Source organism: Flammeovirga sp. SubArs3 (genome assembly GCF_947387565.1).
GTDB classification, from domain to species: domain Bacteria; phylum Bacteroidota; class Bacteroidia; order Cytophagales; family Flammeovirgaceae; genus Flammeovirga; species Flammeovirga agarivorans.
This window is the reverse complement of sequence record NZ_CANDOA010000005.1, coordinates 439388-458002: the sequence shown is the minus strand read 5'-3', so window position 1 is coordinate 458002 and position 18615 is coordinate 439388. Positions and strand designations below refer to the sequence as shown.

6 protein-coding genes are annotated in these 18615 nt (G+C 33.2%); all 6 read left to right on the top strand.

Annotated elements, in window-relative coordinates:
* The first annotated feature begins 4 nt into the window (after nucleotides 1-4).
* The 6 genes from QL232_RS16455 to QL232_RS16430 all read left to right on the top strand — a co-directional run bounded on the left by QL232_RS16455 (nucleotide 5) and on the right by QL232_RS16430 (nucleotide 18542).
* Nucleotides 5-1714 carry a SusD/RagB family nutrient-binding outer membrane lipoprotein gene (locus QL232_RS16455; protein ID WP_281614952.1) on the top strand — a complete coding sequence of 570 codons (1710 nt, stop codon included), beginning with the start codon at nucleotides 5-7 and terminating at the stop codon, nucleotides 1712-1714.
* 11 nt (nucleotides 1715-1725) lie between these two features.
* Complete coding sequence (locus QL232_RS16450; protein WP_281614951.1) at nucleotides 1726-2772, top strand: glycoside hydrolase family 99-like domain-containing protein; 1047 nt, start codon at nucleotides 1726-1728, stop codon at nucleotides 2770-2772.
* On the top strand, nucleotides 2773-5082 hold the full coding sequence (locus QL232_RS16445; protein ID WP_281614950.1) for a GH92 family glycosyl hydrolase: 2310 nt from the start codon (nucleotides 2773-2775) through the stop codon (nucleotides 5080-5082). It abuts the gene before it with no gap.
* A gap of 397 nt (nucleotides 5083-5479) precedes the next feature.
* Nucleotides 5480-8095 carry a hypothetical protein gene (locus QL232_RS16440; RefSeq protein ID WP_281614949.1) on the top strand — a complete coding sequence of 872 codons (2616 nt, stop codon included), beginning with the start codon at nucleotides 5480-5482 and terminating at the stop codon, nucleotides 8093-8095.
* Between the two features lie 969 nt (nucleotides 8096-9064).
* The gene (locus tag QL232_RS16435; protein ID WP_281614948.1) at nucleotides 9065-16603 is read left to right on the top strand and encodes a fibronectin type III domain-containing protein; all 7539 of its coding nucleotides are present in this window, start codon (nucleotides 9065-9067) and stop codon (nucleotides 16601-16603) included.
* A 100-nt stretch (nucleotides 16604-16703) separates the two neighbouring features.
* Nucleotides 16704-18542, top strand: a complete 1839-nt coding sequence (locus tag QL232_RS16430; protein ID WP_281614947.1) for a hypothetical protein — start codon at nucleotides 16704-16706, stop codon at nucleotides 18540-18542.
* Nucleotides 18543-18615 lie beyond the last annotated feature (73 nt).

The following is an 18615-nucleotide window of genomic DNA, read 5'->3' as shown; positions in this document are numbered from 1 at the left end:
AACAATGAAGAAAATTATATATAACATATCTGTATTTATCTTATTGATTTTTTCAAATTCATGTACTAATCAATTTGAAGAAATTAATTCTAACAGACATGAATATCAGGAAATTGAGCCGGAAATAATTTTTCCAGGTGTAATAAAGAGGAGCCTTGATTATATCAAAGGAGATATGGCGAATCAGATGTATGTTCAGTATTCTCACCAGCAATCGGTGGGTGGTGGTACATTTGCCGCATACTTCTTCTCTCATCCAACAATTACCAACTGGTGGAAATACAATTATGTAGACATTTTACAAAATGTTGATGATGTGATTCTCCAATTCGAAGGCAATGAAGCTTATACGAATAGAGTAGGTATGTTTAAAATTTGGAAAGCATATGTCATGTCAGTTGTCGTAGGGACTTGGGGACCTGTTCCTTATAAGGAAAGTTTAACAGGTGCGTTATCTATTGGCTACGATAGTGAAGAAGAGATTATTATTGATCTTCTTACTCAATTGAATGAAGTTTATGAAGTACTAGATCCTACGTTAGATACAATGAATGAACCTGTATTTAACGGAGACGTTGCCAAATGGAAGAAGTTTGCGAATACATTGATCCTAAAACTAGCAATTAGGTATCAAACGACTTCATCAGAATGTAGAGAGTTTGGTAAACTATCACTAGAAAGAGAAGAAGACTTTATCAGTAGTGAAGAAGAAGCAGTAACGGCTTCTTGGGGTACAGCAGAAGAAAACTGGAGCTGGTTCTACAAAAGGTATGTCTTTGTGAGAAATATTGTAAGCTTTAAAGTAGGACACTATTTTCTTACGTTCATGAAAGATCTAAAAGATCCTAGAGTTTCAAAATATGCTCAGAAGCCAGAACTAGATTATTATGTATTAGATACTTTATCGAGAGCTGATGGTTCGAGAGTAGCAGTACAATATGTTGCTCCTTATTTAGGAGCACCAAAAACACTTCAGTTTCATGATAATTGGTTAATGGATGATCAAGACAATCCTTACTCTGGTTTAGGTCGTGAAAGTTTCTCTAATGTTGGAGAAGAATATTTACAGCCTGATTTAGAAGTAACATTCATTGGATATGCTGAAACATGTTTTATCAGAGCAGAAGCAGGTTTATTGAATTGGGGAGGAGGAAAAACACCTCAGGCACTCTATGAAGAAGGTATCATTGCTTCGTTTGCTAAAAAAGAAATGTCTGATCAAGTTGATGAGTATTTATCTAATGATGGTGTACGTTGGGGATCATCTTCAGAAGGAGTAAGAGACTTTAGAGGTATTGTATCTTCTAAAATTAGTAGAGGGCCAATTCAACAAGTGATTACACAAAGATGGATTGATGGATATTTCCAACCATTCGATGGATGGTGTCTAATTAGAAGAACGGATTATTTTGATATTCCTCCACACTTTAATGCTTTAGATAGAGGTGGTTTAGGAACAAATGTACCGGAAAGAATGGTTTATCCTTCTTCAGAAATGAGTTTAAATGGAACAGGTTACCAAGAAGGAGTGAGCTTACTAGGTGGTGTAGATTATTTAGATGTTCCTTTAAGTTTCTCAAAAAGAAGAGAATGGAAAGATTGGGGTGCAATGCAACCTGATTTGAACAATGACCTGTTGAGACACTGGTACGGTAGCACTATTGAAGAATTAGATGCTCAAGGAGTAGAATATACTATTGTTGAAGAACTTTAATAAGATAAGAAATGAAAAAAATGTATAGCATTCTTGTTCTTGCTCTAGGTCTATTTGCCTGCCAACAAGAAGAAGAAATCACATCTGAGGATCACTTAATAAATTATGATATTGAGGAAGTTCCTGTTACTGAAGATTACACTGTAGGGGCGTTATATGTAGTAAATAACTGGAACCCTAACATTGAAGAAGTACCAATAGCAGGACAGTATGTTAATGCTGATGAGGAAGCCATGAGACAACACATTTTATGGGCTGACTCTGGAGGTGTAGACTATTTCCTTTTGAGATATTCATACCCTACAGTTAATGTAGATAACCAAATCATAGATGCATTCTTACGTCAAAACTCTGACAGTTTATTAAACTTTGCACTGCGTTACAATCCAGTACAAATGAATTTGACGAAGGAAAATACGTTGGAACAACAAGGGAAGAAAGAAGCTTTTATCCAATCATTTAAGGATATGATTCCTTATTTCGATCAACCAAATTATCAGAAAATAGATGATAAATATGTAGTGAATATGATCGCCGCAAACAGATTCTATTGCGATAGCATTGAGCTTGTTTATGAAGAACTAAGAGCTGAAATGAGTGCTTTAGGTTACGATTTATATATCACTGGTGAGCAAACGGGTTGGACACCTCCTGCAAGATTTGAACACTACTATTTTAATGCATTAGATGCCATAGCATTTACGAATATGTTTAATAATGCATGGTATGATAGACATGTTTTCTTACCTCAGTCACTAGATCAACATTGGCAATACAGCAAAGATTATTATATGACAAAAGGGAATATTGAAATGGTACCTACGGTGGCTCCTTCTATTGACCCAACGATCAATAATCCTAATGCGACCACATTTACCATAGATAGGGACTCAGATTTCTTCTGGTCACTATTAAATGTAGCAAAGAAAAATGTGGGCCCATCTAGAACCATCATAGTTAACTCTTTTAATGATTGGAACTTTAATACCCAATTAGAACCTGCAGATAGCTATGGAAGTACATCTCTTCAATTATTAAAACAACAGACAAAAAGATAAATGAAAAAGAAACTATTAGGTGTGTTACTTATTGGTGCTTTAGGTTGCCAAAAGTTAACAGAAGAAACGAAAGACAAAAACATATCCGCTGCAATGGATTATGTGGACCCATTTATTGGAACTGGCTTTCATGGACATACTTTCCCAGGTGCAACAACACCCAATGGTATGGTACAATTAAGTCCTGATACTAGATTCGAAGGATGGGATGCTTGTGGAGGTTATTATTATGAAGACTCTTCTATCGTTGGTTTTTCACATACTCACTTATCAGGTACTGGTATCGGAGATATGGGAGACGTATTGATGATGCCTTTTACTGGAAAAGCAAAGTTATCACAAGGACTTCCTGAAGCTCCAGATTCTGGATATCGATCACGTTTTTCTCATGAACAAGAAAGTGCATCACCAGGGTATTACAATGTCAAATTACAAGATTATGATATCGATGTAGAGTTAACGGCATCACCAAGAGTAGGTTTCCATCAGTATACTTTCCCAGAGGCTGAAGAAGCAGGTGTTATTGTAGACCTTTCTCCAACCATCCATATGCACAGAAGCCCTAAACATGAGATTAGAGTTATCAGTGATACGGAAATTGCAGGTATGAAATACACAAAAGGTTGGGCGAATGAGCATTATATCTATTTCTATGCAAAGTTTGACAAACCTTTTAAAGCTTCGGTTTTCGGTAACGACAAGCTTATTGAAGGAAATGTATATGAAGGGAAAAATGCGAAAGCATTATTAAGTTTCAGTACAGACAAGGGTGAAAAGGTAAAAGTGAAGGTAGGTATCAGTAATGTTGATATTGAAGGTGCTAAAAATAACCTTTTCTCAGGTATTGAAGATTGGGATTTTTATGCTCAGAAAGAAAAAGCTGAAGCTTTATGGTCGGATAAGTTATCAACAATAGATATTAAAGGTAAGAGTGAAGAACAAAAGGAAATTTTCTATACATCACTATACCACTCTTTTATTTCTCCTATGAACTATTCTGATGCAGATCATAGATATAGAACTATTGATGGGAAAATAAAAAGAGATGATAATTACGATTCATATACAGTATTCTCGTTATGGGACACTTACAGAACATTACACCCATTAATGACAATTATTGAACCTTCTCAGAATGAAAAGTATATCCAAACATTATTACGTAAGTATGATGAAGGTGGTATCTTACCAAAATGGGAGTTAGCTGGTAACTACACAGGAACAATGACAGGTTATCATGCAGTACCCGTAATTGTTGATGCATACAGAAAAGGAGATCGTAATTTTGATATCAATAAAGCTTACAAAGCGATGTTGGAAACAAGTACATTCTCAAGAGATTTAAAATTTGTAGCTCATAGTGAATCAGTTAGAGAGAAGCTAATGCCTAATGCTAAATTGTACAACGATTCTTTAGGGTACATCCCAGCAGATCTTGAAAATGAATCAGTGTCAAAAGCATTAGAGTATGCATATAATGATTATTGTATCGCACTACTTGCAAAAGAGCTAGGAGATGAGAAAGTATATAAAGAGTATCTTGAAAGATCTAAGAGATACAAACAATACTACGATTCTGAAGAAGGTTTCATGAGAGGAAAGCTAAGTACTGGTGGATGGAGAGAACCATTTAACCCAAGATTTAGTAGACACCGTAAGGATGACTATACCGAAGGTAATGCTTACCAATGGAGTTGGTATGTACCACATGATATCGATGGGTTAGCAAATCTTATTGGTAGTAAAGAATTGATGGAGGAAAAATTAGACACATTGTTTATGACAAGTTCTAATTTAGTAGGTGAAGATGTAAGTAATGATATCTCGGGTATGATTGGACAATATGCTCATGGTAACGAACCTAGTCATCATATTGCGTATATGTATAATTATGTTGGTGCTGAACACAAAACTCAGTACATGGCAGACTACTTATTACAAAACCACTATTCTGCAACTCCTGAAGGAATTATAGGTAATGAAGATTGTGGTCAGATGTCTGCTTGGTTTATTATGAGTAGTATGGGATTCTACCCAATGAGCCCTGGAGAGACAACATATACTGTAGGTCGACCATTATTCGATGAAGTTGAAGTAAAATTAGAAAATGGTAACACTTTTGAAATTGTAGCTCATAATAATAGCTATAGTAACAAGTATATTGACAAAGTACTTTTAGACGGTGTTCAATTGAATGAGCCATTTATTGATCATAAAGATATTTTAAGCGGTAAGAAATTAGAATTCTTTATGACAAGTGAACCGAATGTAAATGCTTTTAAAGAGAATTTGAACCTTTCTAAAAAATAATAAATTTCTGATGTCGCAAAACCTATAAAAAGTAGTCATAATAATGGTAGGTTTTGCGGCATTTTTTTACATATAAACACAGCACATAGAGTTATTAGAATTATAAAAATTCCGTTCTAAATTGATTAGAGTAAGCACAAAATCATTAAAAAGGTTACATATTTACCAAATATAAACACACATTTACCTTTATTGTTATCATAATAGGTAATAATTTTGTATAAGATGTTTGATTTTAGTAAGTTAAAATAATCAAAAACACAGAATAGATTGCTTTACTGTTAATTTGATAAATGATTTTTTTACTATTCTTTTAATAGAGAACTGTATATTTTTACTATATATTTTTGAGCTAGACATCGATTAATAAACCTTCGCTTTATACTTTTTGCCAGTGATGAAGTACTTTTTAATAACTACAATTTCAATATTACTTGTTACTTTTAATTTATTTGCACAATACAAAGGTGGGATAAAATTTAAAAGTCATGATCATGACTTGGAAAGTCGTACATCGTTAATTCTTCTTGAAGGAGCTAAAGTTAATGCTGAAGAACGAATGGTGTTAACTACTGATATTCTGTTTAATAAAACAAGAAAACATTATTTTGGCTATATCTTGAGAATGATAGATAGTAGCCATAGAAATATTGATATAGTTTATAACTATAATAATCCTGATAACTATAACTTTAGTTTAATATATGATCACGATATTACTCCCATTCAATTTAACTTTGAAGACCAAGAAAGTGCTTTAAATGAATGGACTACATTGGTTTTGGAGGTAGACATTACTAACAATCAATTAACCTTATCAATCGGTGATCAGAGTAAGACTTTGACCTTACCTGAAATACAAAAATTTACAAACTTAAAATATTACTTTGGGGCAAATAATAACCCATATTTTAAGGTACATGATGTAGCACCCGTTACATTGAGAAACATCGAAATTCAACTGGATGATTTACAATTACAGTGGCCGTTAAATGAAAAAGCAGGGACTGTAGTAAATTGTAATCAAGGAGAAGCGTATAATGGGATTGTCAACAATGGTATTTGGTTACATGAGGTACAATCAAAATGGGAGAAAATAGGATCAAGAAGAATTGATGGGTCTTTATTTTACTTTGATGAAGAGAATTCAGATTACTATTTTATGAATAACGATACACTCTACAGAAAGGGAATGTATCAAGAAAAGGCAGAATATATTTTAACAGGGAACTATCCATTTTTTAACGATCCCAACATAAGAGTAGTCGAAAGCCAAAAAGATGAAGTAATTCTTTATAATCTTTTTAAAGATGAATTTTTCAAATTCAATCTTAAGAGTAAACAATTGGTTAAGGCTAATATTCATTTTCCACATAAGAAGAGTACCATCCAGCATATGAGTTGGGTGAATAAAAAGAATTCAGAATTATATATATTTGGAGGGTATGGGAACTATGAATATTCTGGAATACTTTCTAAAGTGGACTTAAATGAGTCTGCTTATAAAGAGATAAATTTTAAAGGAGATATCATCTCACCTAGATATTTTTCTGGTATTGGTCAAGCCACTTCAGGGCACCAATATATTTTTGGAGGTTATGGTAGTATTTCTGGAAAGCAAATTGCTCATCCTCAAAACAATTATGATCTTTTCGATTTCGATGAAAACACTAGAACCACAAAAAAGATTGCGACTTGGGAAACAACAGATGAATCGTATATAGTTTCAAGAAATATTATTGTAGATACGCTTAAGCAGCAATTTTTAGCACTGACTTACGATAATCATGTGCATAAAAATATTTTAAAGTTAAAACTCTTTGATATTGAATCTTTGAGTGTAAAAACAATTGCGAATACAATTCCATTCGAATTCAATGATACTCAAACAACGGTTCAATTAAAATATGACAAGGAGTACCAAAGACTTTATGCTATTATTCTAAACCGTAAAGGAAAGAAAACAGAGCTTAATTTATTTGCTTTAGATGTTACAGGAAACACGTATTCAAACATTATTGAGAAAGAGGTTGTAACAGCAGAAAATGATCATATAGATTGGATATATTACTTAATAGGAGCTTTTACACTAGTGATTTCGTTTATTCTAATTAAGATTTTCGTTAGTAGAAATACAAAAACAAATGAAGTTCCTGTTCAAGACAAACCACAAGAAGTTAAGAAACCAGAAGAAAAAGTAATTCAAGAAAGTATTCCTGCAGTTACCGAAGAATTAGAAGAAGTTGAGGCAGAAGACTTTATGGAGGATAATAAGATGACATCTGTAATAAACTTCTTTGGTGGTTTCCGAATTATAGATCAGAACGGTAAAGATATTTCAAATAAGTTTACACCATTAATAAAGCAAATTTTCTTATTGATAAGTTTGTCACAATTCCATAATGGAAGGGGAGTAACTGTCGAACAAATGACGGATGTATTCTGGAATGACATGCCTTTGAAAAAAGCAAGAAATAATAGAAGTGTAAATATCGCTAAGTTAAAACAGTTATTTAAACTGATTGGTAATATCAAGTTGGTAAAAACTGGAGATTTCTGGAACTTAGAATTTGACCAAACTGTAACGTTTCCACTCTTTGAACTAAAGGTGTTGTTGGAAAAAGATCAATCGATTGAAAACCTTAAAGAAATAACAAAAATCCTGAAAAATGGTAAGTTACTTTACGGAACAGACTATTCATGGATTGAAGAGATGATGGCCCAAATAACAAATGGGATCATTGAAAAATTATATAACTATTTAACTAGTGAGACGTTATCATTAACGGTAAAAGATAAGCTAAAAATAAGTGACTTAATCTTGAAGTATGATGCATTAAATGAAGAAGCAATTCATATTAAATGTCAGATATATACCTCTCAAGGTATGCATAGTATGGCAAAAGATACATTCGAAAAGTTTGAACAAGAATATTCTCTTTTATACAATGAGAAGTTTGATTTAGACTACAATGAATTTCTTAAATCTGACCTTACTTCGAATCAGATCTAACATATGAATTAATGAAATAGTAGATCATTAAATGTTGATTTATTTGAAGAGGATCATCTTCTATAAGAGAGCAGAAGTGGGAGTTTAAGAAGCCCACTTCTGCTGTTTTTACAGCACAGTAATCTTCATTTTTGGAACTTACTCTTTCATTAGAAATAGCTAAAACTCACCATTCCAAATTCTACTAATTCAAGAAAAAATAAATAACTAAAATCTAGATACTACTTCTTTTTAAATAGGTAGAATAACTGGATGAGTAGTTGGGAAAGGCTTAAAAGACCCTTAACTGAATTGCTATTTTGTTATCATTGAGTTCTAGTCTTTTCATATAACTTTATATCTCTTGTAATCTTACGGTATGAGATCTAATTAGGAAACTATACGAGTAAGAAGAACCAGTAAAAGATGTTACAGAAACACATATAGATACCAACCTAAACTAAGAAAGTACTTTAAGGTCTTATGTTTAGAATATGACCTTGTAAAGGTCTAACATATAGAAGAGCAATGCATCATATTAGATCCTTGAAACAACTGAAAATCAGACCTCTTTTAAGATTCTAACGGATGATAATAATAGATTAAGAAACCATTAATTATGGAGTCGAAGTAATTCTGACTCTATTAGTATAAACAACACAAAAAAACATGAAATTAACAAATAATAGGAAATAGATTAAAGTCAAATAATTGATTAATAATATTCATTTAAAGTAATGATATTCAATTATTTACGCACTAATTAATACTTAATTAATTCACCATTAGAATACTGTTATCGATATCTACGTACTTCATGATATCAATTTTGAATTCTTACTTATTGATTAAGTTGAAATGAAAAAACATCTATTCTCTAGCGGTTGATCTAGTATCAACAGATTATTATTAATACTCTAATTTTTTACTTGTAGAGTATTTATTACAAAATGAAATGATTACATAACTTTACTTTATTAGTAAACAACAATGAACAAAAAAATACAACTCTTTTATTTCTTCATACTTTTTGCTCATCTCACCTTTGCTAAAGACATTTATGTTTCTGCAGGGGGAGATAATGGTAATGATGGAACTTCGCTAGAAAATGCAGTCGCAGATTTAAATGCCGCATTTTCATTAACATCTCATGATGATGTAATTATCGTTGATGGTACTGCTGGTGTTATTTATCATCCAAGTGCTTTTGGGGTCTCTAAGAGATTAAACATCAAAGGGCAAAACAATGCTATTATTGATGCAAAATTAGCAGATGGTACTATTAACAATAAGATCTTTAATTATACCCATACAGGTGATGGTACTTACTTAACAGTGGAGAACATCACATTCAAAAATGGTAACGGATATTTTGGTACTGGTTATCAACAAGGTGGTGGATTCTTGGTAAAAACTACAGGTATCTTAACTTTTAAAGATTGTGTATTTGAAGGACATACATCTACAAAACATGGTGGTGTATTTTCAATTCAACAAGGTACTGTTGTTTTTGAGTCTTGTGTATTTAATAACAATACTTTAGCAAGCTCTAATGGTGGTGTTATTTATGCAGAATCAGATCTACCTGTTGATATTACTTTATCTGAATGCTTATTTACAAATAATGTTGTAGGAAATCATGGTGGAGTATTTAATCTACTTTTTAAAGACCATGCTACAGACACTAATGCAAAAAGCTTTAAAGTAATTAATAGTACTTTTTATAATAACTCTTGTACAAAGTCTGGAGGTGTATTAAACGATATTAGTACAGGTGCAGCAACCATCGAGCTTGAGAATGTAACAATCTCTGATAATAAAACAGATGGGAATTCTGGAAATTCTGGTGGTTTAATGTTGAATAGTACAACATCAACATACCTTATAGAGAACAGTATTATATATGGTAACAAGTCATTTGCTAATGGAGAAGTAATCTCTGATTTATCAATGAATGATGCTGCTAAAATCACTATTAAGTCTTCTATATTTGGAGCGATCATTAAAAATGATTTGGCCATTATCGAAGATACTGACAATGTGAATACTTCAATAGATGATTCATCTATTTATGGTACAGTAGAATCGGCTACAAATGATAATATTCCTGTTCTTACTTTAACATATGATGCTGTAAATGGTGTATTTACTTTTGCTGATGATGCATTACCTGTAGATTTTGCAGATGCAACGTTATTATCAGGAAGTGATGAACACTCATTGTTAGAGGATCAATTAGGCAAAGTCAGAAAAGTTGAAAATAATAAAATTGATGCAGGTGCCTATCAGTTAGATGGTTCTATTACTGTAGATGAAGTGTTAACGGATAATACTCCACCAACAGATCCAAGTAATATTGCTTTCTCAACTGTTACAGAAACTAGTTTTGATGTTTCTTGGACGGCAGCAACTGATGCGGTATTGTTCGGTCATTATGAAGTGCAATTGAACGATGAAGCACCAATCTCAACAACAGAGTTATCGACATCTTTCAGTGACCTAACATTGAGTACTGAATATACTGTAAAGGTAACTGCTGTGGACTTTAATGGTAATAAATCAAATGTAGTTGAAGCAAAACAAACAACTGCAGGAATGATTACTCCTGTTATTCCAACAGACCTTGCAGTAGCAAATGTTACTTCTGTTTCTGCAGTAGTTTCATGGCAATCTACAGAGCCTTCAGGATTAACTTATGTAGTTATCGAAGGTACTAACGAATACGAAACTTCTGAACTTACTTATACATTAGAAGGTCTAACACCTGCTACTGAATACTCAATTACAGTAAAGTCAAAAAATGAAAATGATGAGACCTCAGAAGCAAGTACTACGTTAACGTTTACAACATCATCGTATGTTCCAAAAACGATTTATGTAAAAGCAGGAGATGATGCAGGCAATGATGGTCTTTCACCAGAGGCACCAGTAGCTACTATATTAAGTGCTTACAATAAAGCTGAAGATGGTGATGTAATCGAAGTTGATGGTACAATCGTTTATGATACATCAATCGGAATTAAAAAGAACATTACTATCAGAGGTGTTAATAACGCAACTTTAGATGCTCAAGATGCATTGAAGTTCTTCAACTTCGATAAATCGGAAGAGGATAGTTATTTAAATTTGGAAAACATTACTTTCAAAGGTGGTAACGGTAAATACAATGGTGGTAATGCTCAAGTGGGTGGTGCTATGTTGTTAAACTCACCAGGTAAAGTAAAGATTTCTGGATGTACTTTTGAAGGAAATACAACTTCATTAAATGGCGGTGTAATTGCTTTCCAAAATGGTGAACTTGATATCATCAAATCAGTATTCAAAAACAATACTATTTCTTCTGCAGAAGGATCAACTGCAAGTGGTAGTGTGCTTCATGTTTCTTCAACAGCAAAATCAGTAAAATTAAATATCGACCAAAGTGTATTTAGAGAAAATACTTCTTTAAAGCATGGTGGTGTGATCAATGTTGAAACGAATGCCAGTGGTAACAGATTTGATATCTCTATTCAGAACTCAACAATATATGGTAACCAAACGGCTACTGCAGGCGGTGTTATTTTCTTAGGAAATACAGGTGTAGGTACATTAGATCTTACCAACGTGACCATAACGAATAATAGCACTCTAGCTAACGGAGGAAACTGTGGTGGTATCCGCTCAATTAATGAGGATGCAGTAGTAACAATCAATAACTCTATTATTTATGGTAACTGGTCTAACTTTGGTCAGGGTACACAAGTAATGTCAGATGTTTCTACAAACGATTATACAAACTTCACAGTCAATCACAGTATCATTGGAGCATTGGTATCTTCGAACACACTTAGTGGTGTGGAATATGTAAACGGAACAGTAAGCGGATCAACTGCAAGTGATGTTCCTGAGTTAACATTAGAGGCAATCAATGATGACAATGTTGTTGCTTTTGCAAGTGATGCAATTGCTGCAAACTTTGGTTCTGCATCTTACTTATCAGCTGCTCCAGCAAATGGTACTTTCTTAGTAGATCAGTTGGATAATGTAAGAAAAGTAAAAGAAGGTAAAATCGATGTTGGTGCCTACCAAGTAGATGCAAAAGTAAATGTTGAGGATGCATTAAATGATAATGTAGTTCCTTCAGATGTTACGAATATTGTATTCAGCGAAGTTGAATATAGTTCATTTGTGGTAACATGGGATGCATCAACAGATAACACAGATGTTGATTATTACAAAGTTCAGTTAGGTGAAGAAGATCAGATCTCAGTATTTGGTTTAACATATAAGTTCGAAGAATTAGAAGCGGAAACTGCCTATGAGGTGAAAGTAATTGCAGTAGATATCGCTGGAAATATGTCAAATGTAGTAAGTAATACAACGACTACAGCAGAAGCTCCAGTTTCTTTCCCTACTCCAGTTCTTCCAACAAATGTAATGGTATCAGACATTTCTCAAACGGAGGCAACAGTGACTTGGGATGATCCTGCAGTTGAAGGTTTATCATTTGAAGTAAAAGTTGGTGATGACATATTTGAGACTACAGAGCTTACATACACTTTGGAAGGTCTTACTGCCAATACGGATTATGAAGTGTCTGTTCTTTCTAAAAACGAAAATGATGAGAAATCATCTGAAACTGAACTTGTATCATTTAAAACATTAGAGGAGGTAGCTCAAGAAGAAAAAACACTTTATGTAAGTACTAGTGGTGATGATGGACAAGATGGTCTTTCATTAGAAACAGCATTAGCAACTTTAAATAAAGCAGTTGAACTATCGAATCCTAAGGATAAAATTATCATTGACGGTACAGTGAGTCAAACGCAAGTAGCTGCTATCGTTCATGAATTAGAAATTGTTGGTCAAAACAATGCAACAATTGATGCAGGTAATACGACAAAGATCTTAACATATTCAGATGTTACTGAGGGAACTTCATTAGTAATAGAAAATGTTCGATTCATCAATGCGAATGGTGATAATAATGGTGTAGCTGAAGTAGGTGGAGCCATTCAGATGAGTAGTGTGGGTGAATTGAAATTGGTGAATTGCTCATTTGAAAATAACACATCAGCAAAACCAGCCGGAACACTTATTATCCAAAATGGTGTGGTAAATATTTATGGAACATCATTTATAAATAACAAAGCGGATTTACAAGAGAACTCTGAGGGTGAACTTGTTGGTTCAAATGCAGGAGCAATTTTGGTTAATTCAGGTGCAAATGAAGTTTTCTTAAATGTTTATGAATCGTATTTCAAAGGGAATAGTTCTACAAACCATGGTGGTGCTATTACTATGGAAGGAACAGCAAATAATAACAATGTTTATATAAAGAACTCAACAATATCAGAAAACTCAACAGTTAACGCTGGTGGTGCGATATTTATTGGTAATAATGTTCCAGGATCTCTAGTTTTAGAAAATGTTACATTGACAAAAAATGAAACAACAAATAATTCTGGTAACGGCGCTGGTATTAGAGTAGTAAGTGGAGTGGTTACACTTCAGATCAATAACTCAATCTTAGCTCACAATTTGAGTAGTGTTGGAAAAGCAGAAGAAATCTATTCAGATATATCTTTGAAGCCTAATCCAAATGTAAGTGTAAACTCATCAATTATTTCATCTGTTCTTGAAGGTGATGCTTATGGTACGTTTACTGCTGATGACAATGTATTATTTGGTAAACTATCAGGTTCTACACTTACAGATGAACCAACATTGGTTATTAATGATATTAACGATGATGGTGTTGTTACATTTGCTGCGGATGCATTACCTGTAGGTTTTGCTAAGAGTGATTTGGCTACGAAAGCAGATGACCATAATCTTTTAGTGGATCAATTAGGTTTTGTAAGAGCAGTAAAAAATGGTCGTATCGACTGTGGAGCTTATCAGTTAGATGGTAAATACGATTTAGCTACTGTATTAAATGACAGTGAGGCTCCTTCAGCAGTTGCTAATCTTTCGATTTCAGAAAGTAATGTAACATCTTTAACGGCTTCATGGGAAGCAGCAACGGATAACCTTGATATTGCATTCTATGAATTGATGTTGAATGATGGCACACCAATATTTGCAGATGGTTCATCTACTTCATATACTTTTGAAGATCTGACTGCAGAAACAGGTTATACAGTGAAAGTGATTGCTCATGATTATGCGGGTAATACATCTTCTGCAGAAGAAGTTTCTGGAGAAACAGAGCAAGTACCTGATGATTTACCAATACCGGTTGTTCCTACGAATGTAGTAGTAAGTACTATCACACAAAATTCAGCAGTAGTTACTTGGGATGATCCAGCTGTCGAAGGTTTATCTTTCAGAGTTTTGATTGGAGATGATACATATGATGCTGACAATAATTCAGTGACAATCGATGGTTTATCACCAAATACAGAATATACACTTACTGTGGTTTCTTTAAATGCTGCCAACGAACTTTCAGAAAGCAGTGATGAAGTGATGTTCACAACATTAGAAGAGCAAACAGGAGAGGAAGGCGATCAAAAAGATATCTATGTAAGTAGTACTGGTAGTAATGATAACGATGGTTTAACATTAGAAAATGCTGTAGCCGATTTAGTAACTGCCTATAATTTAGCTGTTGATGGAGACAGAATTATTATTGATGGTACGGTGAATCATAATTCTTATTTTGCTTTCGTAAAACGATTGGAAGTTATTGGGCAGAATAATGCGACGCTAGATGCTTCTAACTCAACGAAGTTCTTTGGTTATACAGATAAAAATGATGGCGCTTCTCTTAAGTTAGAAAACATCACATTTGTGAATGGTAACAGTATGATACCTGGAGACGGTGGTGCTGTCGGTCAATTAGGTGGTGCAATTTTAATCAATTCTACTGGAGAGGTTGAAATTAATAATTGTACATTCAGTAATAATACAACAACCAAAGGTGGTGGTGCATTAGCAATTCAATCGGGTACTGTAAATATTATAGGATCAACTTTCGTAGGTAATGAAACGGTAGTTGATGGAGATTTCTCACCTAATGGTGGTGCAATCCTAATTAATTCAGGAGCTGGTGATTGTAATGTGAATATCTATCAGACTTTGATTAAAGACAATGTATCTGTTAGCCATGGTGGAGGTATCATTATTGAAGGTGTTACTAATAATAATAAGGTATTTATTCAGAACTCTACCCTTTACAACAATGTTACGACAAATGCAGGTGGTGCAATTTTCATTGCTGGTAAAGATGTAGGTAAGTTGACTGTAGAAAACAGTACTCTGACTAAAAACTATACATTAAATAATACAGGTAATGCCGCTGGTATTAGAAGTGTTAACCTGGAGTATGAGGTATTAGTGAACAACTCAATTATTTATAACAATATGAGTTTCTACAATTCTGGAAATGAGTTGATGTCAGATATTTCATTTAAAGTTGGAGTAGTTGCTGAAATAAATTCTTCAATTTTAGGTTCAGTTGTAGAGTCTAACAACAATGCAATGTTTACTGGTGACGGTAGAACGCAGTATGGTACTATTGTAGGATCAACTTTATCAAATGTTCCATCATTAACGTTATATGATATTGATGATAGAGGTGTAGTTGGTTTTGCTGAAGACGCTTTGCCTGTAGGTTTTGCAAAAGTAGAATTCTACACAAAAGATGAAAATAGTCAGTATATGGCCGATCAATTAGACAACCTTCGTTTAAGTCAAGAAGGAAGAATTGATTGTGGAGCTTATCAATTAGATGGATCAATCAATGTAAGTGATTTAGAAAATGATTCACAAGCTCCTACTGATCCTGCTAACGTTACTGTAACTTCAGTATCTACAAAATCAATTACACTTGAGTGGGACATTTCTACAGATGATGTTGCTGTGTCACACTACCTTGTAAGTATTAATGACGAAGAGCCGATTAGTGTATTAGAAAATGAGTATACATTTACTGGGCTTTCAGAATTGACTACATATACAATGACAGTTCAAGCAGTAGATTATGTAGATAACAAGTCAGAAGTGATCACTATCACACAACAAACAGATGGTTTAAAAGAGCCACTTTTACCTACTGACATTGAAGTAACTGAAATTACTGCTTCAACGGCAAAAGTAAGTTGGACTGTAGCAGATACTAAAGGACTAACTTTTGTAGTTAGCTTACAAGGTGAATGGTTCGAGACAGAAGAATCATCAATTGAATTAACAGGCCTAGATAACGATAGAGAATATAGTGTAACTGTATTTTCTAGAAATGAAAATGGAGAAACATCTGAAGAATCAGAAGCTGTATTCTTCACTACGTTAGCTGAAAATGTAATTTCTTCATTAGATCCAAGCCAGATTCAATTCAATGCTTTCCCTAACCCATCAACAGATCTTATGACGGTGAAGGTAGGGTTATCTAACTACAATGTTGAAGTGTATGACTTATCAGGTAGAAAAGTTTATACAATTGATAATGTAGATCAAGAATGTACACTACAATTAAAAACTGGTGTATATGTATTAAGAATTCTGTCTAAAGAATATACTTTGACAAAAAGAGTTGTCTTTAACTAAATAAAATAATGCTCACTTTTTGGGGCTTTCCCCAAGAAGTGAGCACTACTATATATTTCTTCAAAATTCAAAACTAACGTCAACCACATAAATGAAGCTCATGAAATCTGTATTATTGATTATCCAGTTATTGCTAGTTACTTTCAATGTTTTTGCAGAAGGTAATAAAAAAGTTTTCGCATTTAATAATATCCTATTTGTCAATACTCCTGATAAGGGTGTTTTACCAAGGTTAAATGCAAAAAATTATTTATATGATAAGAATAGAAATTGGATGGACAACGATCAAATGTTCTATCCTGTTGTTGCAGATTTGGCAACACAAATGTCATTAAATGATGCTGTTGATTTTGAAATGCAAAGTGCTATGGCAATGGGCATAGATGGCTTTTCATTTATTTATACAACTACAAAAGAGAAAAGACTATATGACCGCTTTGATCAAATTATAGAAGCATATTTCAATGTTGCAAAGGAAAAAAATTATCCTTTCTATTTTAATCTGTGTATAAAGTTTGAACCTAATATACCTATTGATGAAGCCATCGCTGACGCTTCCAATATTCTAAAGAAATATTCTAACGTAAAATTTGCGAATTCTAAACATTGGCATGTTGAAGATGGGAAGAAGATGATAGTTCTTACAAAAGTAAAGAGCTTGATCACAAAGGAAGAGAAGAAACAGCTAATTAATGTTGCAGATAAGGACCTTGATATGAGTATCTTATTTGATAGAATTGATCAAATCAGTGCAGTAACTCAAGGAGATTATAACTTTATCTATACTAGTATTTGGCCAGGAAGAAAAGAAGAAATCTTACAAGCAAGTAATAAGTTCTATTCAGCTAGAATGGAGGCATTTTACATGAGAAATGATAAACTTGTGAAACAATACAGTAATAGATTAAAATCAGTGAATGCTCCTTTTGTTCATACCATTTTCCATGATCATGTTTCTAGTTATTATGTAGATCGAGCAACTAAAAAGAGGATACCTAGATCTTTTGCAGAGAAAAAGCAAATGGGTCCAGACGAATTTTACAGAGAGCATGATGACTTGGGTTTAACAAAAGGAATAAGATTAGGATTTGAACAAGCCAAAAAATATAAATCCTCTCTTGTATTTTTAAACTCATGGAATATGTTTATTGAAGGATCGCAATTTAGACAAGATTTTAATCATGGTTTTGGTCTAAGTCCGATGACTAATACTTTAATTAAACTTTGGAAAAATGAAGAAATAGATCCTGTTATTTTTGTAGCCTTTAAGAATAGGATGACAGAAGATAAGTCTTTATTAGAATATAAAGTAAGACTTAAAGTGGGTAGTCCTCAATATTCTAAGGATTCTATTGAGATTGTAACCTATTCTAATGTACCTGCAAAACTAGTCATTAACGGTACACCTGTTAGAGATCTTGTAGAAGGTTTGAATGTGAAAACTATTCCATGGCAAGAAGGAAATATTGATGTTTCTTTAAAGAAGGGTTCGAAAGAAATAGCTTCTTTCAACTCATTAAGAGAGGTGAGAAGCTTAAAAGTAAGAAATCAATCATCCACTATTTATTTATCTAGTGAGGATAATAATTACCTAGAAGGGATTATTGATATTTTAGCTGTACAAGAAGTGAATTATTTCGATAAGAGATTCTTACTGGAACAGAAAAAGAAAGAAATGTGGATCTTATTGGAGAAAGAGAGAATGAGAAATCATATCACGAATATCACTCTAAATGAAACAAATGGAGCAAGGTTTGATCAAATAAAAAAGAAAGAAAATATTGAATATGAAAAAGAAGTGAAGAAACTATTATCTGAATTTCACTTCGAAGTTTGGCAAGATCTAAAAGCAGAAAAATTACTAGAAATAGATGCTACACTTAGTAAGTTCAATATATTTGACTTGAATAACTCTTACAATATACTTGACTTTAAATAGGAGAAATTAAAATAAGGCTTAGGATAAACACCTAAGCCTTATTTTATTTAAACCAAAACAAAAAATAGCCACT

Excerpts from the sequence above, each read along its gene's own strand:
- QL232_RS16430 (WP_281614947.1), top strand. The coding sequence starts at position 16,704 with ATGAAATCTGTATTATTGATTATCCAGTTATTGCTAGTTACTTTCAAT.
- QL232_RS16450 (WP_281614951.1), top strand. The coding sequence starts at position 1,726 with ATGAAAAAAATGTATAGCATTCTTGTTCTTGCTCTAGGTCTATTTGCC.
- QL232_RS16440 (WP_281614949.1), top strand. The coding sequence starts at position 5,480 with ATGAAGTACTTTTTAATAACTACAATTTCAATATTACTTGTTACTTTT.
- QL232_RS16445 (WP_281614950.1), top strand. The coding sequence starts at position 2,773 with ATGAAAAAGAAACTATTAGGTGTGTTACTTATTGGTGCTTTAGGTTGC.
- QL232_RS16435 (WP_281614948.1), top strand. The coding sequence starts at position 9,065 with ATGAACAAAAAAATACAACTCTTTTATTTCTTCATACTTTTTGCTCAT.
- QL232_RS16455 (WP_281614952.1), top strand. The coding sequence starts at position 5 with ATGAAGAAAATTATATATAACATATCTGTATTTATCTTATTGATTTTT.